20 protein-coding genes are annotated in these 23195 nt (G+C 43.4%); 16 read left to right on the top strand and 4 right to left on the bottom strand.

What is annotated here, in order from left to right:
* Positions 1 to 11 precede the first annotated feature (11 nt).
* The 9 genes from RB622_RS17680 to RB622_RS17640 all read left to right on the top strand — a co-directional run bounded on the left by RB622_RS17680 (position 12) and on the right by RB622_RS17640 (position 7866).
* Complete coding sequence (locus RB622_RS17680; RefSeq protein WP_308047912.1) at positions 12 to 749, top strand: electron transfer flavoprotein subunit beta/FixA family protein; 738 nt, start codon at positions 12 to 14, stop codon at positions 747 to 749.
* A 58-nt stretch (positions 750 to 807) separates the two neighbouring features.
* Positions 808 to 1773, top strand: coding sequence for an electron transfer flavoprotein subunit alpha/FixB family protein (locus tag RB622_RS17675; RefSeq protein ID WP_308047911.1), 966 nt, complete (start codon positions 808 to 810; stop codon positions 1771 to 1773).
* 276 nt (positions 1774 to 2049) lie between these two features.
* Entirely contained in the window at positions 2050 to 2649 is a 600-nt protein-coding gene (locus tag RB622_RS17670) for a bifunctional nuclease family protein (RefSeq protein WP_308047910.1), read from the top strand.
* Between the two features lie 136 nt (positions 2650 to 2785).
* Positions 2786 to 3670, top strand: a complete 885-nt coding sequence (locus RB622_RS17665; RefSeq protein ID WP_308047909.1) for a permease-like cell division protein FtsX — start codon at positions 2786 to 2788, stop codon at positions 3668 to 3670.
* Positions 3671 to 3712: 42 nt separating this feature from the next.
* Positions 3713 to 3928 (top strand): DUF3098 domain-containing protein, encoded by a 216-nt coding sequence (locus tag RB622_RS17660; RefSeq protein WP_254560457.1) that lies wholly within the window; start codon positions 3713 to 3715, stop codon positions 3926 to 3928.
* A complete protein-coding gene (locus tag RB622_RS17655) occupies positions 3925 to 4704 on the top strand; it encodes an undecaprenyl-diphosphate phosphatase (protein WP_308047908.1) in 780 nt (259 codons plus the stop codon). The genes RB622_RS17660 and RB622_RS17655 overlap by 4 nt, the downstream gene beginning before the upstream one ends.
* Positions 4705 to 4754: 50 nt before the next feature.
* Positions 4755 to 5456, top strand: coding sequence for a tRNA pseudouridine(55) synthase TruB (gene truB, locus RB622_RS17650; RefSeq protein WP_308047907.1), 702 nt, complete (start codon positions 4755 to 4757; stop codon positions 5454 to 5456).
* Entirely contained in the window at positions 5453 to 6388 is a 936-nt protein-coding gene (locus RB622_RS17645; protein ID WP_308047906.1) for a bifunctional riboflavin kinase/FAD synthetase, read from the top strand. The genes truB and RB622_RS17645 overlap by 4 nt, the downstream gene beginning before the upstream one ends.
* Before the next feature lie 140 nt (positions 6389 to 6528).
* The gene (locus tag RB622_RS17640) at positions 6529 to 7866 is read left to right on the top strand and encodes an amidohydrolase family protein (protein ID WP_308047905.1); all 1338 of its coding nucleotides are present in this window, start codon (positions 6529 to 6531) and stop codon (positions 7864 to 7866) included.
* Between the two features lie 8 nt (positions 7867 to 7874).
* Here the strand turns inward: RB622_RS17640 and RB622_RS17635 are convergent, their stop codons facing one another.
* The 4 genes from RB622_RS17635 to RB622_RS17620 all read right to left on the bottom strand — a co-directional run bounded on the left by RB622_RS17635 (position 7875) and on the right by RB622_RS17620 (position 16016).
* A complete protein-coding gene (locus RB622_RS17635; RefSeq protein WP_308047904.1) occupies positions 7875 to 8930 on the bottom strand; it encodes an AI-2E family transporter in 1056 nt (351 codons plus the stop codon).
* A gap of 180 nt (positions 8931 to 9110) precedes the next feature.
* The gene (locus RB622_RS17630; RefSeq protein WP_308047903.1) at positions 9111 to 10805 is read right to left on the bottom strand and encodes a RagB/SusD family nutrient uptake outer membrane protein; all 1695 of its coding nucleotides are present in this window, start codon (positions 10803 to 10805) and stop codon (positions 9111 to 9113) included.
* 10 nt (positions 10806 to 10815) lie between these two features.
* Positions 10816 to 13881: a SusC/RagA family TonB-linked outer membrane protein gene (locus RB622_RS17625; RefSeq protein WP_308047902.1), complete on the bottom strand. Its 3066-nt coding sequence runs from the start codon at positions 13879 to 13881 to the stop codon at positions 10816 to 10818.
* Between the two features lie 431 nt (positions 13882 to 14312).
* Positions 14313 to 16016 carry a hypothetical protein gene (locus RB622_RS17620; protein WP_308047901.1) on the bottom strand — a complete coding sequence of 568 codons (1704 nt, stop codon included), beginning with the start codon at positions 16014 to 16016 and terminating at the stop codon, positions 14313 to 14315.
* An 83-nt stretch (positions 16017 to 16099) separates the two neighbouring features.
* Here RB622_RS17620 and RB622_RS17615 point away from each other — a divergent pair, with 83 nt between their 5' ends.
* The 7 genes from RB622_RS17615 to RB622_RS17585 all read left to right on the top strand — a co-directional run bounded on the left by RB622_RS17615 (position 16100) and on the right by RB622_RS17585 (position 23094).
* Positions 16100 to 17122: a hypothetical protein gene (locus RB622_RS17615; protein ID WP_308047900.1), complete on the top strand. Its 1023-nt coding sequence runs from the start codon at positions 16100 to 16102 to the stop codon at positions 17120 to 17122.
* Positions 17122 to 18273 (top strand): glycosyltransferase family 4 protein, encoded by a 1152-nt coding sequence (locus RB622_RS17610; protein WP_308047899.1) that lies wholly within the window; start codon positions 17122 to 17124, stop codon positions 18271 to 18273. The genes RB622_RS17615 and RB622_RS17610 overlap by 1 nt, the downstream gene beginning before the upstream one ends.
* Positions 18274 to 18323: 50 nt before the next feature.
* Positions 18324 to 19472 (top strand): glycosyltransferase, encoded by a 1149-nt coding sequence (locus tag RB622_RS17605; RefSeq protein ID WP_308047898.1) that lies wholly within the window; start codon positions 18324 to 18326, stop codon positions 19470 to 19472.
* A 60-nt stretch (positions 19473 to 19532) separates the two neighbouring features.
* The gene (locus tag RB622_RS17600; protein WP_308047897.1) at positions 19533 to 20459 is read left to right on the top strand and encodes a glycosyltransferase family 2 protein; all 927 of its coding nucleotides are present in this window, start codon (positions 19533 to 19535) and stop codon (positions 20457 to 20459) included.
* Positions 20416 to 20982, top strand: a complete 567-nt coding sequence (locus RB622_RS17595) for a WcaF family extracellular polysaccharide biosynthesis acetyltransferase (protein WP_308047896.1) — start codon at positions 20416 to 20418, stop codon at positions 20980 to 20982. The genes RB622_RS17600 and RB622_RS17595 overlap by 44 nt, the downstream gene beginning before the upstream one ends.
* Positions 20979 to 21722, top strand: coding sequence for a glycosyltransferase family 2 protein (locus RB622_RS17590; protein ID WP_308047895.1), 744 nt, complete (start codon positions 20979 to 20981; stop codon positions 21720 to 21722). Before RB622_RS17595 ends, RB622_RS17590 begins: the two co-directional genes overlap by 4 nt.
* Before the next feature lie 175 nt (positions 21723 to 21897).
* Positions 21898 to 23094 (top strand): MraY family glycosyltransferase, encoded by a 1197-nt coding sequence (locus tag RB622_RS17585; protein ID WP_308047894.1) that lies wholly within the window; start codon positions 21898 to 21900, stop codon positions 23092 to 23094.
* Positions 23095 to 23195: the final 101 nt, after the last annotated feature.

Here is a 23195-nt window from a genome sequence, read left to right as displayed (position 1 = left end):
TTACCTTAATCATGAAAATACTCGTATGTATTACCAATGTGCCGGATACGACGGCCAAGATAACTTTTACCGATAACGACACCAAACTTAATAAAGCTGGTGTACAATATATAATCGGACCTTATGATGATTATGCCCTGGCACGTGCCGTTGAGCTGAAAGAACAGCTTGGGGGATCCGTAACTGTCCTCCATGTAGGTGAGGCCGACGCCGATCCTCAAATCCGTAAAGCGCTGGCTATCGGGGCAGACGACGCCATTCGTATCAATGCTGACCCGGTTGACTCCTATTTCACAGCAGCACAGATTGCGCACGTGGCTGCGGAAAATAAATATGACCTTATTTTAATGGGCCGTGAGTCGATCGACTTCAACAGCGGTGTTGTTCATGGACTGGTGGGTGAAATGCTGGGCATTCCCTCCTATTCTCCCGTGATGAAACTGGATATTGACGGCACTACCGCAACACTTGCTCGTGAAATTGATGGCGGCAAGGAAACCCTGTCTGCATCGCTGCCTCTTGTTCTCGGTTGCCAGGAACCGATTTCGGAATGGAAAATCCCGAACATGCGTGGCATTATGACAGCGCGGACCAAGCCTTTGAATGTCGTAGAACCTGTTTCTGGTGAAGTTTTGACATCGCCTGAAAAATATTCTCTTCCAGCGCCCAAGGGAGCCTGCAAAATGATTCCGGCGGCAGAAGCTGAAACGCTTATCAAATTGCTGAGAACAGAAGCCAAGGTTATTTAACAAAAAATTTATTGACCGGATAACCTGATTTTTATCCAAAACTCAAAAATTGAACAACATGTCAGTACTCATATTTGTAGAATTAGATAACGGCGCAGTTAAAAAAACATCCCTGGAAGCCGTGGCCTATGGCGCCGAAGTAGCGAAATTGACAGGAACAACGGCAACGGTATTAGCACTAGGTAAGGCGGATGTATCATCTCTAGCACAAACGGGTGCATTCGGGGCGACCAAAGTCCTGCACGCGGCCGATGAAAAATTAACGCATGAAAACAGCCTGGCTTATGCCGACATTCTGGCACAGGCCGTTCAACAGGAGAACAGCAAAGTCGTTATCATATCCAAATCAGGACTTGGCGACGCCGTTGCCGCCCGGGCTTCTGCCAAACTAAAAGCAGGAATTGTTTCAGGTGTTACGGAATTGCCCGTCGTCAACGGAAGTTTTACCGTTAAAAGAAGTATTTACACAGGAAAAGCTTTTTCTAACGTCGAAGTAAAATCCGATATCAAAATCCTGGTCGTCAAGAAAAATGCGATCGAAGTTGTAGAATCGTCCGGAACTGCTGCGGTTGAGAATTTCGGCCCGACGTTGCGCGACTCAGACTTCCAGGCGTCGGTTGGTGCGGTTGAAAAAGCCAGTTCGGAATTGTCATTAACCGAAGCCGATATCATTGTTTCAGGTGGTCGCGGAATGAAAGGACCCGAAAACTGGCAGCCTTTGCTGGATTTCGCAAAAGCCCTGGGCGCAGCCACAGGTTGCTCGAAACCTGTTTCCGACCTTGACTGGCGCCCCCACCACGAGCATATCGGGCAAACAGGTATCAAAGTAGCACCGAATCTGTACATCGCCTGCGGGATTTCCGGAGCCATCCAACATCTGGCCGGTGTTAACGGATCAAAATATATTGTTGTCATCAATAAAGACCCGGAAGCGCCCTTTTTCAAGGCAGCAGATTATGGCATTGTAGGTGACGTTTTTGATGTTCTTCCTAAGCTTACCAAGGCCGTTGAAGACCTTAAATAACCAATTGTTTTCTGCTGATAGCCCGTCCTGCATTTTTTTATGCAGGGCGGGTTATTTATTTTTGCATACCAAAACGTTTATGAAGTTAGGAAAATGCAAAATAAACTGTATTTTTATTGTCATAGTCTACTGATTAACAGTCCTATTTCGTTTAAATATGAGCAAACAGTGCATTTTTGATAACCCGAGACGGAGCGGAAGTAATCTCAGTACCCATTGCGCAAAATCACCAGAACTGTTTACCAAAACGTTGCGTTAGCCCATTAAAGTCCAAACGTGAAAAAAATTAAGTTAGAAATATTGGGGCTTTCCCCAAGCCAGTCTCAGGCCGGTTCCTTCGCTCTTGTTTTGGGTGAAGAATTAGGAAACCGACGTCTTCCCATCATCATTGGTGTTTTTGAAGCGCAGGCAATCGCCGTGCAGATTGAGAACATTGTTCCGAACAGGCCAATGACACACGATCTGTTCAAATCGTTTGCCGAAGGAATGAATTATACCCTGAAAGAAATCGTCATTTCCGATTTGAAAGAAGGTATTTTTTATGCCAAAATCGTTTGCAAAGACAGTCTGAGAGAAGTAGAAATTGATGCACGCCCGTCTGATGCCATCGCGATCGGACTACGTTTTGATATCCCTATTTATACCTATGAAGCGATTCTTTCAGAAGCCGGCATCATTTCAAGTTCAATCACTGAGGATGATGAGGAAGACGAAGAAGAGGCGATCAAGGAAACTTTACAGTCTCGTGGAAGCCTTACCGACCAGCTCAGAGACCTTTCCTATGACGAGCTTCAACGCATGCTGGACGATGCACTTTCGAAAGAAGACTACGAGAAAGCGGCAAAAATCCGCGACGAGATGGGGCGCAGAAACTAATAAGTTTCTGTTTCATTCGTTAAAAATAGTTAAGGTTGATACCAAAAGGGTATCCATGTTGTATTAATCATTATTTTTGCCATCATTACTTCATTCGAAAGTCTGAATAAACCCGGTTTGCGAAATATTCCTTTTTATGCCTAAAAAAAAGAAGAAGATTGGTAGTTATCCCAATGCAATGATTGTCATGAGTCTAACGGCCGCATTATTTTTGATCGGCTTTTGCGGACTTCTCGTTATTCAATCGAAAAAACTGGTCTCTATCATACGTCAGAATATTGAGGTAAGGGTATTTATCGAAAAGGCCGAAACCAAAGCGGGCCAGGATTCCATGCTGACGGTTTTGAAAACCAAACCTTACGTTCTGAATACACCAGAAACACCCAATCCCATTAATTTTGTCTCGAAAGAAGAAGCTGCCAAAGAATTTATCGAAGGCACAAAAGAAGATTTTACGGCATTTTTGGGCACCAATCCCTTACGTGACAGCTATCGGGTAAAGATCGGTGAAGATTACTTCGAAGAATCTAAATTACAGCTGATTAAGAAAGATCTTGAAAAGGTAAAAGGCGTTTACGAAGTCGTTTACCAGGAAGATCTGGCTGATAATATCAACCGCAACGTTACCAAAATATATGCGGTACTAGCCAGTTTCGCGTTGATCATGCTGATCATCATCGTGCTCCTGGTCAACAATACCATCAAACTTGCCATTTATTCGCAGCGTTTCCTAATCAGAAGTATGCAGCTTGTGGGGGCTACCAATGGCTTTATTCAGCGCCCTTACATTCTTCGCGGCGCCATGCAGGGCACCATCGGCGGCATATTGGCCGGATGCTTACTCATTGGTTTACAGCAAATTGCTGTACGAAATGTAGAAGGTCTGGCGATGTTGCAGGAATATGATAAAATCGTTTTACTCGTGGCCGTAGTGCTTGGACTGGGTATTTTAATTGGCATCGCCAGCACCTATCAGTCTCTTGCCCGCTATCTGCGCATGGCTTTGGATGATTTGTATTAATTAAGATTGAAAATAAGAGTATTGACTATCAACAAATAATTTATGAGCAACACAAAAAACAATCTTCCGTTTGCGGCTTCAAACTACAAAATGATGCTGATCGGACTGGCCGTAATTCTTGGCGGATTTTTAATTATGAGTTTTGATACCGAAGAATTTGGTTTTGGTTTGCTTGGGTTAACCGTTGGGCCCGTGATCACGATCCTGGGTTTTATCATTGAGTTCTGGGCTATTTTACGTAAACCCGTTAATTCATGACCATCTGGCAGGCCATCATCCTAGCAATTGTTGAGGGAATTACAGAATTCCTACCCGTTTCTTCCACAGGACATATGATTATCGCTTCCTCATTTATGGGGATCAGCCATTTGGAATTCACCAAAATGTTTACGGTCAATATTCAGTTCGGCGCTATACTTTCCGTCGTTGTATTGTACTGGAAACGTTTTTTTCAATCCACAGATTTTTATTTCAAGTTGTTCGTAGCCTTCCTTCCGGCCGCGGTTCTTGGTTTTCTTCTCAATGATTTTATTGACGCCATGCTTGAAAATGTAATCGTTGTTGCGATTTCACTTTTAGTAGGAGGCGTCATTTTGCTCTTCATTGACCGTATCGCCAATGATACGACCCGGGAAAGAGAAATTTCTTATTTGGATGCTTTAAAAATCGGTTTCTTTCAGTGTATCGCGATGATCCCTGGTGTTTCCCGTTCCGCATCAACAATTATCGGTGGTATGCTTCAGGGCTTTTCCCGCAAACAGGCTGCTGAATTTTCGTTCTTTTTGGCTGTGCCTACCATGGCTGCCGCGGGTGGTTATAAGCTCTTGAAAACATACGATACCATTCAGGCTTCGGATATCCAAACATTGCTTATCGGTAACCTGGTTGCTTTTGTTGTTGCCATGCTGGCCATCAAATTTTTTATCAATTTCCTGACGAAGTACGGCTTCAAAGTCTTCGGATATTACCGGATTATTTTAGGAATTGTTTTGCTGGCCCTGCTGGCATCCGGTTATAAACTGGATATTGTGTAAGTTTTTTGGGATTGACTGAGGAGTATTTAATTTTAGTTAAAGCATATAGTTTGAGTAACGAGACGACCATACAAGACGAAGGGGAAGTTTTATTGATTGACAAACCACTCACATGGACCTCATTTGATGTTGTCAACAAAATAAAAAGAGCCTGTAAATACAATAAGATTGGCCACGCCGGGACTCTGGATCCCCTTGCCACCGGCTTGCTGATCTTATGTACAGGAAAAAAAACGAAGATCATTGATACCTATCAGGCGCAGGAAAAGGAATATACCGGCACTTTTGTTTTAGGTAAAACTACACCCTCTGTTGATCTGGAAACGGAATTCGATGCCGAATATCCCGTCGGACATATCACGGCTGAGGTGCTGGAAAACGCCCGCAAAACCTTTCTGGGCATGATCGAACAAATACCACCTATCTATTCTGCCGTTAAGGTTGACGGAGAACGTCTTTATAAGAAAGCGCGCCGCGGCGAAGTTGCCGAAATCAAGAAAAGATCGGTCGAGATTTCACTTTTTGAAATTGACAGCACCAACTTCCCAGCCATTGATTTCAGGATCATTTGTTCAAAAGGTACTTATATCCGTAGTATTGTAAGAGATTTCGGCGTGGCGGCAGGAAGCGGGGCTTATTTAAGCGTCCTTTGCCGTACAAGAATTGGTGCGTTTGAATTAAAAGACGCTTCCGGTCTGACCGATTTCATTTATAAAAAACGTGTTGAATTGAAGTTACCCGTTGAAGAATGAATATATACCACAGCCTGGACTCCTTTCACCGATTGGCATGTGCCGTCGTAACCAGTGGTACTTTTGACGGCCTGCATATCGGCCATAAAAAAATCCTGACCCGACTTAAGGAAATCAGTACCCAGTCGGGCGGAGAGTCCGTTGTACTTACCTTTTGGCCTCATCCACGTTTGGTGGTATCAGAGGATAGCCAGGATTTACATCTGCTTTCTACGATTGAGGAAAAAATTGAGCTCTTTTCACAAATGGGGATCGAGCACCTTGCCATCGTTCCTTTTACGAGGGCTTTCTCTGAGCTTTCGTCCGATGATTTTATCCGCCAGATACTGGTTGATAAAATTGGCACGAAAAAACTTGTGATCGGTTATGACCATCGTTTTGGCAGAAACAGGGAAGGAAGTTTTGAATTTTTGCAAAAAAATGCTTCGAACTACGGTTTTGACGTGGAAGAAATTCCCAGACAGGATATCGAAGATCTTGCGATCAGCTCGTCAAGAATCCGTCACTCGTTATTGTCAGGCCATGTAGATGACGCGCAGCATTTGCTGGGACGTCCCTACTCGATCACCGGCATTATTGTAAAAGGCAAACAACTTGGACGTACCATCGGCTTTCCTACCGCCAATATCCATTTACAGGAATCCTACAAACTGATCCCCGCCAATGGTGTTTACGTTATCAATGCCTATCATCAGGGTGCGGCCTATAAGGGAATGCTTAACATTGGCGTGCGACCGACGGTTGACGGAACTTTCAGGACGATCGAAGCAAACCTGTTTGATTTTGACAAAGAAATATACGGAGAAGATCTGACGGTTGAATTCCTGCATTATTTACGGCCCGAACAAAAGTTTAACGGCCTGGACGCTTTGATTCAGCGAATAAAAATAGATAAAGAGAGCGCGCTCGATTTCTTCAAAAATCAGCATTAAGCTTTTCCTCAGTAAATAAAAACCCCGTATCAGTTACAAAAATCTGGTACGGGGTTTTTATTTGTGCTTATCTGTGTTACTTTACCTATTGATTTCTCTTTGGTATCATTGTAATGCTTATCCCGAAAACTTCCTGAACCATGAAAAAGCTTTCTCAACTCTTACTGCTTCTGGTGCTTGTTTACGCAAATGTAAATGCCCAACAGAGCAACCGGATATTAATCAAAAATGCAAATCTGATCGACGGAACCGGCTCGGCAACGAAACAGAACATTGACATCCTGATCAAAAATGGAAAAATCGTTGCTATTCAATCTGGATTGAAGGATCCGGATGCCATACAAATTGATTACAAAGGCAAAACAATCATTCCTTCTTTAATCAGTGCACACATCCACATCGGTACACTGAAAGGAAATGCGGCGGCGGCGGAAAACTATACCCGGGAAAATATTTTGAGGCAGCTTAAAAGATATCAGGATTATGGTGTGAACACCGTGCTCACCATGGGAACGGATCGTCCATTGATATTTAATGGATTTATTGATTCAACGCAGGCGGGATTGTTGCCTGGTGCGAGGTTGTATTCAGCAGGCTACGGATTTAATACACCAGACGCCTCACCAGCCTCCTGGATGAACCTTTTAATCCGGCCAACCTCTGTCGATCAGGTTCCGGGACAAATCGCGGAACTGGCCAAGGTAAAACCGACCGTTGTGAAAATGTGGGTGGACGACCATGGGGGAAAAGCCGTGAAAATCACACCTGAGATTTACAAAGCCATTATTTCAGAAGCGCATAAAAAAGGGATTCCGGTTGCCAGTCACCTCTATAACCTCGAAGACGCACGTTCCCTAACAGAATCCGGATTAGACATCATGGCCCACAGCATCCGCGACAAGGAAATTGACGCTGATCTCTTAAAAAAGATGAAAGAAAAGGGTGTTGTCTATATCCCCACGCTTTCGCTGGACGAATTTGCCTATATCTACGCCAGAAAACCTGAATGGGTGGATAAACCCTTTTTCAAAGCCGCGCTGGAACCGGGTGTTTATGAAATGATCGTCTCGCAGAAATATCAGGATCAGGTAAAAAATTCTCCCGATTTCACACGGAATATGAATGGTTTTAAGGTCGCCCTGATTAATGTCAAAAAAATCCATGATGCCGGTATTCTGGTCGCATTGGGAACCGATTCGGGCGCCTTTCCGATTCGTGCACAGGGTTTTTCTGAACATCTTGAACTTGAATTAATGGTGCAGGCAGGATTAACGCCTATGCAGGCCATCACAGCAGCGACAAAGAACGCGGCAAAGGTGCTGAAAATCGATCAGGCCTACGGAACACTTGAAAAAGGAAAAATGGCCGACTTTATTGTTTTATCAGAAAATCCCGAAAAAAATATCCGGAATACCCGAAAAATTGAATCCGTGTGGAAAGACGGAAAGGAAGTAAGCAGCGGACCGATATCCAAATAGTTTTTGATTCAGGCTTTTCCTTGATTATCTTTTGACAATGGCGGTTTGTCGTCAAGCAAAATAGCCAATGGGCGCCATGAAGGTATTTTATCCGATATAATTTTCAGGATCCCAATGATCGGAGGTGTCAGTATGAGTCCGGCACCTCCCCATAAAATTCCACCGGCAATCAGGGACACCAGCATCATCAGCGTGTTGATTTTTAGTCGGTGCCCGACAGCACGCGGAAAAATCACATTCGCTTCCAGATACTGGACGACGATAAAAACGGTTATCACCCCCAGCGCCTTCGCCGGACTATCCGTTAAAGCCAACGCCACCGGAACAGCGCCACCAATCAGGATACCGATATAGGGAATCATCGTGAGTATGGAGGCTAAAAATCCAAAAAACATAGCATTCGGAATTCCCAGTAACACCAGTCCCACCGTGTTCATAATCCCGACGAACAGGTATACAATGGCCATCCCTTTTACAAACTCATAAAAGGTAGTAATGCTTTCATGCAGAATTTCATGCCACATTGATCGGCTTTCTTCGGGGACAGCACTCATTAATGAAGCCACCAGTATCTCGCGGCTTGCCAATATCAGCGCTACAAATACCGGAATGATAACCAGTGTAGCCAGGGCAGAGGCTGAAAAGGACATGAATGATTTTAACAAGCCTGCAAGGGAGGACAATACATCGGTTCCCAGTTGCTGCAAATACAGGTCCTGTCTCTCCTTTGAGATCGAAAACTGATCCGTCATAAACTGTCTGAACTGATGATTGGCCAACTGGAACTGGTCGTTAATAATCTCCTTCTGATGGGCAAGTTCCGCAATACCAATCACAGCCACGGCCGTCAACGCACCAACAAATGCAAAAAGCGCCATCAGGCAGGCTGTGATCGCCATCCAGCGCGGCCAGCTTTTCTTATCTTCCAGCCAGCGGCATAATGGATAACAGGCAAAACTTATCAAAAAAGAAAAGCAAAGCGGTATGAAAAGGGCTCTTCCCAAATACAGTAGTGTGGTCAAAAAACCCAGGGCAATGATCCATTTTGTCAAGTCACGCTTCATACAGGGTTTCCGTTTAAATACCATTCAATAAACAAAAAATGAGGTAAATAAATATTACTTCTACCTATTTATTTACCTCAAATAAGTTTAAACAACTTCATAAACAAAAAGAGTTTTGCAGAAAATTTCCGCAAAACTCTTTTCATAAGTAACTAAAAAGATCAGCTTAATCGCCGGATATTAATAACCCGTGTTCTGCTTCATATAGCCCGGAAGGTTTGAAGCTCCGTCGATTGCCGTTTGCGGAATCGGGAAAATACGTTTGTGCACATCTTTATTGGTCTTTTCAGTCCAGGTGCCTTCATATTTCCCGAAACGGATCATGTCGGTACGACGCACCATTTCCCAGTACAATTCAAAACCTCTCTCACGGAACAACAAATCCAGTGTGATTGAAGTAAGTGCAGGCGCAGGTGTTGTAGCCGTTCTTGCCGCTCTCACGGTATTTACGTCAGCCAAAGCTGTTGCATCACCAGCACTTTTCCGCAACTTGGCTTCCGCACGCATCAGGTAAATATCAGCCAGACGCAAGATGGAGATATCCGCTTCGCCTTTGTTTCTACCCGTATCCGACACGCGGCTGAACTCGTATTTCTCAACACGATATCCTGAACTGTAAGTACTACCGGCCGTCGTGAAGTCAATCTTTTCTGTAAAAATCACCGGCAAATCTGCACGGTTACGACTCAGGTTTGTCAGTTTACCGATTCTCAGTTTCCCATCAGGACATCTTAAAAATGCTCCGTTTACACGTACTGCACCATATTGCTGCCCGCGAAGAATCCCGCGGTTGATCTTGTAGCTGGCATCGGCAATACAGGTATCGGCCGGGTTTGAATAAGCCGACATGTTTTCCTGATAAAAACGCGGATCACGTTTTGGATCCTCCGTTCCGTAGGCCTGCACCCAGCTCTGATAAAAGTCCGAAGTGATCGCAGGGCCGTCCGTACCGTTTGCGCCCGGAAAAGTCGCCAAAGGAAACTGGTCGCCGGAAAGCGAGAAATAAGCAAGACGGTTATGTCCGTTCAGGTCAGGGCGCTGGTCCACGGCAAAGATCAATTCCGCATTATCATGGTTTGCATTCCCGAAAATTGAGAAATAATCCGCTGATAATTTGTAATCACCCAATGCGATAATTTTGTTCGTGTATTCGATTACTTTATCCATATCACCGCTGGCGAAAGTAAACTGAGCCGCATAGATATCACGGTATACGGCTGCATTTAGGTACAATCTTGACAAAAGTCCCCAAACCGCTGCCTTTGTCAGCCTTCCAGGGCCTACCGTTGCTTTATTCTGAACAAGCGGTTCGATGGCAAGCAATTCTTTTTCGATATAGGAAACCGCCTCAGCACCACGAATAATCGTAGAAGGCGTTCCCGGATCCTCTTTCACGAAAACAATGCCGAACAAATCCAGCGTCAGCAGAGAATAGTAAGCTCTCATCCCACGTGCTTCCGCCAGGTATAAAGCCGAGTTGGCGTCCTTGGCAGTAGCCAAAGTCGTGATCGCCGTAACAGATCTGGAAATACTTTGCACAAGTTGGTCCCAGGTTGCTTTGATGTTCGGATCCGTACTGGTAGAGTTGTGGGCATGCAAAGCCAGATAAATACCATTGTCACCCCAGTCCGTCCCGCCGCGATAAGGCAAAATCGCCTCATCCGTAGATATTTCCTGTAAAGCGAAATATTTGGTGTGGGTGTGCAACTCCGGCAAAAGTGCATAAACCGGCGCAATAAGTCCATTGGCAGTCTGTTCGTCCGTAAGTGTTGAACCCAACGTTTCGTCCAGCACTTGTTCTTTCAAATCGGTACAAGCATTGGTAATCATCAGCATGCTTGCAACCGTCAGTATGATGGGTAATTTCTTATTCATTGTCGTAAGATTAAAAACCAATATTTAAACCAAAAATCACCGTCTTCGCTTTTGGATAGCTCAGATAATCGATACCGTATGAAGTGATACCGTTAATCGATCTGTCGTTGTTCACCTCAGGATCGTAGCCGTTGTATTTGGTGGCAACAAACAAGTTCTGGCCCGTTATCGAAACACGGATCGTCTGCACCCACTTATTGATTCCCAAAGCGGTTGTGTTCACGTTGTAACCCAGTGCAAGGTTGTTCAATCTTAAAAAGGCGCCATTTTTCAGGTAACGCGTCGATACCGGAGCGGAGTTACTGATTGATTCTGCGGTATTTTCGAAGGCCTCAGGTATCACATTAAGTCCTTTTGACAATCTCAGTTTGTAGAAATTGGAGTTGGCTGTGTTGTCATAAAGTTTGTTTCCTGATACACCGTTAAAATTGGCAGTAAGGTCAAATCCTTTATAGCCGATGTTTCCGCTGAAATTGTACATTTTAGTCGGAAGGGCTGATCCTGACGCAACGCGGTCCTTATCTGTGATAATGCCGTCTCCGTCAACATCTCTGAACTTGCTGATACCTTTATCATCAAAACCTGTAAACTCTTTCAGATAAAAAGTACCGATAGGTTCTCCGCTTATATAACCGTTGATCGTTGCCGAAGTAAGCCCCGATCCTTGGGCAGCGCCTGAAGGAATCACCGAATAAGGAGAATTTTTTACATTGTTCTTAATAAAAGTGATGTTACCCGCCAGACCAAATCTCAGTCCGTTGGCAAGTGACTTTCTGTATGCCAGATCAACTTCTACGCCTTCATTGATAATTTTCATATTGTCAACATTGGTCCAGAAAGTACCAGCCGGCTGCACGGGATCGGAAGGAATAACTTCCAGAAGGATCTTTTCAGATGTTTTTCTGAAATAGTCAACCGATCCGCTCAATGCGCCTTTTAAAAGGGCGAAATCAATACCTAAATCGGTTTGCTCTGAAGTCTCCCACTGGATATTGGGGTTGGCTAGACGCGCGTAGGTCGTTCCGGCAAAATAAGCACCTGAGTTAAATAAAGGATAGGTTGTTTTGTCCGTAATGGTTGAAGTAAACAACGCCTGGGTAATTTTGGAAGGGATTTCCTGGTTACCAGTTTGTCCCCAGCCCGCACGGATTTTCAAGTCGCTGAAAGCAGATGATTTAAGGAAATTTTCCTCAGAAAGTCTCCATCCCAACGAGAATGATGGGAAAACCCCGTATTTGTTATTGGCACCAAACTTCGAAGAACCATCCACACGAACCGTCGCTGTTACCAGATATTTGTCTTTAAAGGCATAGTTAACCCTTGAAAAGAATGACTGCAGCTCGTTCAGCGGCGCCTCTCCCGTTGGTCGGTTGTTAAGCAGAGTTAGGTCCTGTCCAACGCCCGGGTTGTAGATAGGTTCTACCCCGCCCACAGGAAATTTGTTGATGCTGTAAGTCCTTTTTCGCCCCGATATTTTCTGATAAGAATGACCCGCCAACGCAGAGAAGTTATGGTTATTCTTGTCGATGGTATAGGTGATATAGTTTTCGACCAGTCTGTTGCTGATTCTTACGTCCCTGGTTTCCAAACGACCATCCTGAAAAGGCACCTTGTTGGCGAGTGATTGGAGATCCTGTGTCGAAGTTGAATTATCGATACCAAAATTCAGCTTGTAGACAAGTCCTTTGATAATCGTCACAGAAGGAGAAATATTACCGATCACACGGTTGGTAGTAGTTAAGTCTTTCTCCAATGCCAACGTAATTAAAGGGTTGGTACCATCAACATACTGGAACGGCTGGCCTTTATCATCGTATGCAGGATAGGTTGGATTTGCCGAAATGGCGGCACCGATCATCCCCTGAGTAGGACGCAGGTTTTTCGTATTGGTTGCATTCAAGTTGATATCCAGACTTACACGGTCGTTCAACAACTTTTGATTCAGGTTAATTCTACCTGTATACCGGTCAAGATTACTGTTTTTAAGAATACCTTCCTGTTTTTGTAGGCCTACCGAAGCATAATACGTCAGTTTGTCGGTTCCTCCGCCAAGGGATACATTATGATTTTGCGTAATTCCGGTACGGGAAATTTCCTTTTGCCAGTCGGTATCACCTTTTCCATCGATCAGCGTACCGCCTAACTTGGTTACCTCGGTACGGAATGCATCTGCGGACAAAATATCCAATGGTCTGGCCATTTTTGAAATACCAAAACTGCCTGAGTAATTAACGGTTGCCGCACCGGACTTACCCTTTTTGGTTGTGATCAAAATAACACCATTGGCACCTCTGGCACCATAAATGGCCGTTGCCGAAGCATCTTTCAAAACATCAATCGACTCGATATCCTGTGGGTTCAGAAAGCTAAGCGGGTTGGTTGCTCCACCGGTGCTGCTGTTGTCCAGCGCAAGTCCGTCCAATACAAACAGCGGCGTACTTCCCGTACGCACACCACCCGGGCCTCGAACAGAAATACTAACCGTACCACCTGGTTCTCCGGTAGCCGACGTTACGTTTACGCCGGCTACTTTTCCCTGAAACAATTGCTCCGGAGAGTTGATAATACCCGTATTAAATTCAGAACTTTTAAGCGATTTCACCGACCCGGTAATGTCTTTTTTGGCCGTGCTGCCATAACCAACCACCACGACTTCACTCAAATCCGACGCTGATTCTTTCAGCGTCACTTTAATGGAGCTGTTGTTGGATTCCGTCAGTAAAAAATCTGTTATCGTTTGTTTTTCAAAACCAATATAACTGAAATCTATGGTATATCTTTTGCCCGCTTCAAGGGCACTGAAGGTAAATTCTCCTTTTTCGTTTGTCGTTGTACCGTGTTTATTACTTCCGTCTGTTCCCGCTATCACTACTGTCACACCGGGAAGCCCCTCATTGTTGGCAGTCACTACCTTTCCACTTAGTGGAATGTCTTTTATTGTCCTTACAGACAAATAGGAATCGTGTCGCTTAGTTTCATAGCGTGCGCCCGCATTTGCGTTCAGGCTTAGCACCGCAGTGAAGGACAAAAAGCAACAGCAGATCCCTCTTTTGCTGACTAATAGAGTTTGTCTCATAATGTGGATTATTTAATTTAAAGATTGATAATAAACTATTCAGGAAGGGTTGTATACCGAATGAGTCAGATTGTACACCAAAATTACAAATTGTATTATTGATATAAAAAATATAAAATAGCTTACACCCCAATGCAAACGTTTGAAATTTTTTGCAAACGTTTGAAATAAATTTTTTGTACTAAAAGAAAGTTTTGAGAACCAGGTCTGGCTGTTATAATGAGGTAAATAAATCAATCCGGCTGAATTAAAATATGTCTTAATGCGTAATCTGGGGGCAAAAGTGCATTGACTATATTACCCTATGATTAAGCCAGTATCAACAAGCTATTGTCAATATCTAATATACAAAAAAGGCCATTCTAAAAGAACAGCCTTTTGTACAATTTAAATTTTATATTATAACGAATACAGGTAAAAAATTACCGGAATCACTTTTTCCCTCCCCTGTAAACGTAATAAGGACTCCCCCATTCTTTGTCAAAGACTTTGATGGGTTCCAAACCGTCGAGTTTTTTCTCGGTTACCACGTACTCGTATTTTCCATCCCGGAAATCTTTGAAAGCTGTTTCAGTCTGGATGCTGTGACTTGCCAGTTCTATGGCATCAAAATAGATGTCATAATCATACACTTTTCGTTTTTCCTGCGGTGTGAATTTTAACAGGATCCTGTATTCTGTATCATATTGTCTTTCGTCTTCAAAGGCAAATGCATTGGCTATAATAGGCAGATCGTTACCGTTAACCTCCATACCCGCTTTGTTTCCCAGCAGGAAATTAATCTTCTTAATCATTTTCTGTTTGTCCATGTTTTGTTCCTGCTCACGCAGCAAACAATTGTATGTTTTCGGGATAAAAAACTCAAATTCAGGATTGAGCAGCATTTTAGTTCCGGATGGCAACGTGAGTATCCAGTCATGGGCGTCATTCATATTCACCTTTTTATGGACGCGTGCATGGTATCCGTAAGACGCCGTAATGTTGGTGACAGCGATAATGACAATCATGGCCAAAGCCAGTTTCGGCCCAAAAACTTTGATTTTTTCGGCCACGAAACTTAACCCCAAACCAACCAGAAACAGGTTGACCACGGCGGCAGGCAATACGTGGGTGTCATAAATAAGCGAAGACCGCAGCACCAGAAAGAGAAACAGGAACATATTACCCAGCAATAAGTAATAAACCGTCTTTTTTGTCCTCAGCAATTGAAAAATGCCCAGTCCGCTCAACACCAGAATTAAATAGTTTACAGGCTGACTGAAGTACAGACCGATGTATTCCATATTAAACAAAGTCCCCATCGGCTTGTCGTTGAGTTTTGCAATAATGCCACCCACAAACGATTTAAGGACCACCAGCGTATCGGAAATGATAAAGGGACAGAAAACGATAAAGGACAATAACATCACCAGCAATGAAAACAGAACGGCCTGGAACCTGTTTTTATCAGCAAGTAAAAACACAGCACCGATGAAAAACGGCACGAAAAATGCGAATATCAACCGTTCTGCGAGTATGAGACCAAAGATCACAGACGCGGTAACGATATCTCGTGACGTAAGTGACCTGGCAAATAATACCCTGGCCATCAACAAAATAAACAAATTCCCCGAAAGTGCTTCCGGCCTTAGCACCGGCATATTATCCAGAACCAAAATTGAGGTTATCAAAACAATTGGCAGAAAAAAACGGGCCGAATCAGTCAGTAAAAAGTGCTCCCGCTTGTAAATAATCCTGGTGGCTTGCCAGAGAATTAACCCAACCGCAAGTATCTGAAAGGCCCTGCCTAACAAAATAAACGACTCCCGGTCGGCCAGGAACTGATAAGCCTCTTTATCAAAAATATCGAACACCGAGATCAGTCCGTTTATGCTGCCCAGGTTCTGAACAATGGATGCAAAACAGGATGCACCAAAGGCGATAAAGTAAAAAAGCATACTCGGCGCCGCCGGCCAGTCGAGCCCCCGTGGCGTATTGCCATACCACAATAACACGCCAGAGTCGGCGACAAAATTTTCGTCTGTGGTATAGTATCCGTGAAAAGGCGGAAAGACCACCCCACCGCAAAAAATGAAAAATATGACTAAACCTAGTAATGTGTAGGTAACTGTTTTGCGGTATTTGGTAGAAATCATGCCGTGAATTTCAATAAAAAATCAAAAATGAAAAAGTAATTATAAATTTGCATCTGCGAACATCGCAAAAATAGAATTACTTTATGCTAAAATTTGTTTTCAGGTTTATTATTTTTCTGATAATCGTTGTGGGTATTACCGAGGCTGTCCTTCGTTTCAAGTACGGATTTTGCAGTGCCCCACTATACGTTTCCGACCCTGACTTTGAATATGTATACGCTCCAAATCAGGAAGTAAAGCGGTTTGGAAATGTTGTTCGCACCAACAATTATTCGATGCGTAGTGAGCCCGTTTCTCCTGCCGATTCGATCGTGATTCTTTTAGTTGGTGATTCGGTTGTCAACGGAGGCAGTTTGACTGATCAGGACAGTCTTGCGACAGGTCTCCTGGAAAAGAGGCTCTCTGCCAAACTAAACAAGCGTGTTCGTGTGTTAAATATTTCGGCCGGATCCTGGGGACCCGATAATGTTGCGGCCTATCTTAAAAAATTCGGCCTCTTTAAGGCAAAACTCATTTGTCTGGTAACCAGCAGCCACGATGCACATGACATTATGGGACATGAAATGGTCGTAGGTATTGATCCAAACATGCCCGACAAACAATATAAATCCGCAATTTTGGAAGTATGGGACCGATACAAATACCTGTATCCGTATTATGTAGAATATTACTCGGAACGTATCCCGTTTTTCTCTACTCAAAAAGAGCCCGATCCCGTCGCGCAAAAACCAAAAACAGATGATAGTACCTCGGTGACGGTTACACCGCCGCCAACCCCTGATGCAGGTATCAGAAAGTCAGGTGCCGGTTTTAACCCGGGTTATGAGCAGCTTGTGAAAATAGCAAAAGAAAATTCCATACCGTTTTTCATTTACCTGCATCCCGAAATTTCAGAAATCGATTCCGGCCGTTTTAATGACCAGGGCGATGAAATTATTCAGTTTGCGAAAGACAACGATGTCAGGCTTATTAACGAATTTCAGTTGGGCATAACCAAAAAGCTATACCGAAAAATGGATGTTGTGCATTTTAACGATGCTGGTCAGCTTTTTCTGGCGAACAACCTCTATCCCCTATTTCTCGACTATTTTAACCCGAAACAATAATGCGTATACTGGTTATTCACAATCAATTATGGGCGCATTATAAGTCTAAACTTTTTAGTGAAATCTATTCCAACCTGCGTTCTTTCGAACCAGAAAGCGTATTTTCCGTTGCACATATTGCCCTGCACGAGGCAAGCAGAAGTGTAATGAAGGACGACGAGACGGTCAAATATGATTATCCTTATCAGGTTTTATTCAACCGAAGTCTGGATTCCGTAGGTTTCAAGGAACGGACGAAAGCCTTATTTAAAACCTTCAATGAATTCCAACCGACGATTTTAAATGTAACCGGTTACTTTGACTATGCCCAGATTGCGCTGATGGTTTACGCCCGCATGAAAGGCGTTAAAGTCGTACTTTCTTCGGAATCATCGACGATGGACCACAACAGGTCCGCCGTCAAAGAAAAGATCAAAAGCTGGATCGTCAGCAATGCCAACGCTTTTTTCTGTTTTGGAAAATCTTCTGCGGATTATCTGCTTTCCCTGGGTGTGAAAGAGTCACAGATCGCTGCCAGGCACGCCGCGGTTATTGATGAAGACATCGTCAGGACTAATTTTGATCAGGCCAGGGGTGCCGTGAACCATAACGTGCCCTCCGAAATAAACCGTCAATTTGTTTATGTCGGCAGACTGGCAGCGGAAAAAAATCTCGAAATGTTAATCGAGGCATTTAAAGCAATAAAAGAAAAATCAGCCGGTGCGCAATGGAATCTGCTGTTTGTGGGAGATGGCCCTGCGCGAAAAAATCTTGAATTATTATCCGGAGATCATCTTCAAAATAAAAGCATCATCTTTGCAGGCGGCCATCCTTGGTATAGAGTACCGGAATGGCTTGCTAAAAGTGACGTATTGATATTGCCCAGCAAGTCGGAACCATGGGGTCTTGTCGTGAATGAAGCCATGGTATGCAGCATGCCCGTTATCGTATCTGAAAAGTGCGGCTGTGCAGAAGACCTTGTAAAAAACAACCTGAACGGCTTTACATTCAATCCCGACAACCAATCACAATTGGAAAATGCCATGCAGTTCTTTGCCGATCATCCTGAAAAAATAGGCCCGATGGGTGAAGTCTCGCTGGCATTAGTAAAACCATTTTCATCAAAAACCGTAGCCAAAGAAATGGTCGCCTGTTACAAAAATTTAGGTTGACACGACGAATATCTGTCAACCGATAGCAGGTTATCACACATTACAAAATTATGCGAATTCTAAATATCTGTGCTTATACCTGGGCAATCGGAGGCCCGGCAAGAATTATTTACGACCATACCACCGAGGTATTAAGTCAGGGACACGAGGTGGATATTCTGAGTCCGATGACTCCAGGCGAAAAAATGTACCCGGCTCCCGAAGGCGCCAGACTGATCCCCTGTAAACGCACCCCGCCGATCAGTAACTTCTATCGTGAGTTTTCGATTGAAATGTATGATTATCTGAAAAAGAATATTCACCGGTACGATATCATTCATATGCACGGGATTTGGCATTTTGGAAGTCTCGCTCCGTTCCTGATCCCCCATAAAGCTGCACTGGTTATCACCATCCACGGTTTGCTGGATAAATGGGCCGTTGCGCACAGCAAGTGGAAAAAAGATATTGTTACCGCACTTTACCAGAAAAGAATTCTCGGTAAAGCCGATTTAATTCAGATCAACAACACGGACGAAGAGCAGGATGTGATCCGTTATCTGGGTTACCGCCCGGCCAATATGGTTATTGTTCCAAACGGCATGAAGGTTTCGGAATATATTAATTTACCTGAAAAGGGAATTTTCAGAAAGAAACACGGCATCGGTGCGGACCAGCAAATGGTGCTGTTCATGGGACGGCTTAATATAAAAAAGGGCCTGGATCTGTTGCTTCCCGCTTTTCAGCAGGTTTATCAAAAACTGCCAAACGCTGTGTTAATTCTCGCCGGCCCCGATGATGGATATCAGGCAGAAACCGAGGCATTTATCAGCAAGCATAACCTGGGCGACCGGATAAAACTTGTCGGCATGCTCACTGACACGATCAAAAAAGAAGCCCTGTCAGATGCTGATCTTTTCGTACTTCCCTCTTATTCCGAAGGTTTTTCGATAGCTGTGCTCGAAGCGATGACCTCCAAAGTACCTACCCTGGTTTCCGACCGCGTTGGTTTTGGCGATTACATCAAAAAATACAACGCTTCATACCTTACTCCGTTGAAAAGTGAAGGCGTAGCCGAGGGACTTCTTAAAATATTGCAAGATAAAACCTACGCCGATGAATTAAAAAATCAGGCTTTCAAGATGGTAACGGAGAATTTTGACATAACTGTCGTAGCGAACCAATTATTGGAAGAGTACAAGAAAATTAAAAAAATGTAATTACCTTTGACAAAGTAAAACATACACTAAGCCTCAATTTCCACAATTTCAGACCACCATATGGTTGATTTATCCGTCATCATTTTAACGAATAATGAATCAAAACACATAGGCCGCTGCATAAAAAGCCTTTTGCTGATCACGGATAAAATTTTCATCGTTGATTCTTATTCAACCGATAGTACTGTCGAAATAGCCGAAGGCCTGGGTGCAGTTGTTGTTCAAAATACGTGGGTTTCTTACGCTTTCCAGTTTAACTACGGCATTCAGCATAATCCGCATCAGACGCAGTGGCTGATGCGCATGGACGCCGATGAGTACATTACGCCGGAGCTTGCCGAAGAATTGAAGACATCCCTTGCCTCGACCCCCGAAAATATTTCAGGATTATATGTCAAAAGACGCGTTGTTTTCATGGACCAGTGGATCAATCATGGCGGTTATTATCCCATTTGGCTGCTTCGGATCTGGCGCCGCGGACTTGGCGTTTGCGAAGAACTATGGATGGACGAGCATATCAAATTAAACAGCGGTACCACGGCGCAGCTTCAAAATGATATCGTTGACCATAATTTGAACAATTTAACCTGGTGGACACAGAAACATAATAATTATGCAATACGAGAAGTTATAGATTTATTAAATATAAAATATAACTTTGGGAATAAAGAGACGGTTACACCCAATTTCTGGGGCAGCCAGGAGCAGCGGACGCGTTATCTTAAAATAAAGTATGCAAATCTGCCTCTTTTCACCAGACCATTTATGTATTTTTTATTCCGGTTTGTCATAAAAGGAGGTTTTTTAGATGGAAAAAAAGGATTGATCTGGCATTTCCTTCAGGGCTTCTGGTACCGGTTTCTGGTTGATGCCAAGATTTATGAAGTGTATCAGCGGGCCGGGAAAGGCAAGAATGATATAGTATCACATTTTAGGACAGAATATGGAAAAGACCTCCAGAGCCCAAACCAGTCTGTCAAGTTATAACAACAGTTGGTACAAACCTGGGAATATTTTCAAACAGGTTGCATGGCACATAATAGGAAGAATTACAATTAATACATACCTTCCCATACCAATGTTTTTTAAAGTGTTGGTATTGAGGATTTTCGGTGCTAAAATCGGTTCAAATGTCACGATTAAACCAAAGGTCAACATCAAATATCCGTGGTTTTTTATCGCGGAAAATGACATCTGGATCGGTGAAAATGTGTGGATTGACAACCTCACAACCGTTACTTTATGCAACAATTGCTGTCTAAGCCAGGGAGCCATGTTATTGACGGGAAATCATAATTTCACGAAGACGAGTTTTGATTTGATTGTAAAACCTATAACGATTGGAGACGGAGCCTGGATTGGTGCCAGGGCCACTGTTTGTCCGGGCGTAACGGTTCATTCGCATGCGGTGTTAACCGTGAATTCTGTTGCCACCATGGACCTGGAAGCGTATGGAATTTATCAGGGAAACCCCTGTACATTTATCAAAACAAGAAATCTGACACATTGAAAGTTAGTATTATCACGGTTGTCTTCAATGGCGTTTCAACCATAAACCATTGCATTGAATCGGTTCTTAAACAGGATTTTGATTCAATAGAGTATATTATTATTGACGGAAACTCAAAGGATGGAACTCAGGAAGTGATTGCGTCTTACGGTAGTAAAATTCATCAATTCCTGAGTGAGCCGGATAAGGGGATCTATGATGCCATGAATAAGGGCATTAAACTGGCGACAGGAGATTTGATCGGCATCTTAAATGCCGATGATTTTTACGCAAGTAACACGGTGATTTCCGAAATTGTCGGGGCAATAGAAAAAGACAATGCCGACGCATGTTACGGAGATTTAAACTATGTGGATGCACAGGACGAGTCGGTTATCAAGAGGAAATGGATCTCGGGTAAGTATAAACCCAATGCCTTTTTGATGGGCTGGATGCCTCCCCACCCGACGTTTTTTTTAAAGAAAAAATGTTATGAAAAGCTAGGCGATTTCCGGCTTGATATGGGCAGTGCGGCGGATTACGAGCTGATGCTGCGGATGATTTACAAGCATGGCATAAAACCTGCATATGTTCCCAGTGTCATCGTCAAAATGCGAACGGGTGGTGTAAGTAACAGCAATTTTCAAAACCGTCTGAACGCAAACAAAAATGACAGAAAAGCGTGGAAGATCAATGGTTTGAAACCTTATCCTTTCACCCTCTGGCTCAAACCGGTGCGGAAAATTTTACAGTTTATCTGAATAAAAATTACAGAAAACACATACTAAACCTTTAAATAATCACAACAGGCCATTAAATAAGTATTTTGAATTCCCCTGGCAAAGCGCATGAATATTTCCGGGAAATTCATCAAATTTGAGATGATAATCAGATTTAAATAGAATTGTTTAATCGGATCGTTCAACAACCAGAATTATGGAACTACAGTTACCAACATATATAATAAGCGAAGGATCATTTAGCAACATGGTTCACCATGATGTTTATCAATGTATCCTTTCTTTCCTTATTGCCTGTTTTTTGTCTATCATCTCCATTCCGATCATCATCAACCTGTCTAATTTGCTTCATTTAACTGCAAAACCAGGCTTCAGGAGCTCGCACGAGACAGAAACACCAACATTGGGAGGTATCGCCATCTTTGCGTCGACGTTAATTGCCTATTTTCTTTGGCCGCATTCGGAGAATATTGTTGACTCCAATATCATAAGCCTGTCCATGACCGGCATTATCATCCTGTTTTTCCTGGGTCTTAAAGATGATATTCTTGCCCTTGATTCCACGAAAAAGCTTTTGGTACAGATTTGTGCATCGCTGATCCTGGTGGCCATGGGGAATTTTAAAGTCGATAATTTCTATGGAATTTTTGGCATTCACCAGATCCCCTATTTTGTAAGCATTCCGCTTACTGTATTTATTTTCATCGCCATCATCAACGCCATTAACCTGATCGACGGGATTGACGGTCTTGCGGGCGGCATAAGCCTGATCGCCGGTGTTGGTTTCGGGATCTGGTTTATCCTGAACGACCACTTTTCATTCGGCTGTCTGGCCTTTGCCATGTCTGGTTCCTTACTTGGTTTTCTGCGTTTTAATTTCTCTAAAACAAGTAAAATATTCATGGGTGATACCGGGTCATTGATCATCGGATATCTCCTGTCTATTTTCGCCGTTGAATTCTTGTCGCTGAACGTTGGCTACAAAAATGACAGTCAGGCTTATTTCAATGCGCCTATTATTGTCATGGTACTTTTGATCGTCCCTATTTTTGATACATTGCGTGTTTTCATTGTCCGGATTGTCAAAGGAGGTTCGCCTTTCGTGGCCGATAGAAACCACATGCACCACATACTGATTGACTCGGGTTTAAATCACTTCTGGGCGTCGTTTACCCTTTGGATGATCACCATTCTCAACACAGCCTTGTTTTTTACTTTCCACGGAAATATCTCCAATACCGCATCTTTGTATATTTACATTGGTATGTTCATCGCCTACATGGTGCTGGCACATTTTCTAAAAAGAAGATCGGTCATTATAAAAGAGAGAAATAAATTCGCCAAGTCTTCATTCGAAAGCAAAAATATATCGTCTTCCAAGAAGGCTTTCTGATCTTGAAATCATCACGCTATTTATGTTAAAAAACCGGTTATAATAACCGGCTTTTTTCATTGCCTTGTAATGAATGTTTGTACCTTAGCGCGAAAAATTCC

The sequence above is a fragment of the Dyadobacter sp. LHD-138 genome, assembly GCF_030929615.1.
Classification (GTDB): Bacteria; Bacteroidota; Bacteroidia; order Cytophagales; family Spirosomataceae; genus Dyadobacter.
This window is presented reverse-complemented; position numbering and strand designations above follow the sequence as displayed.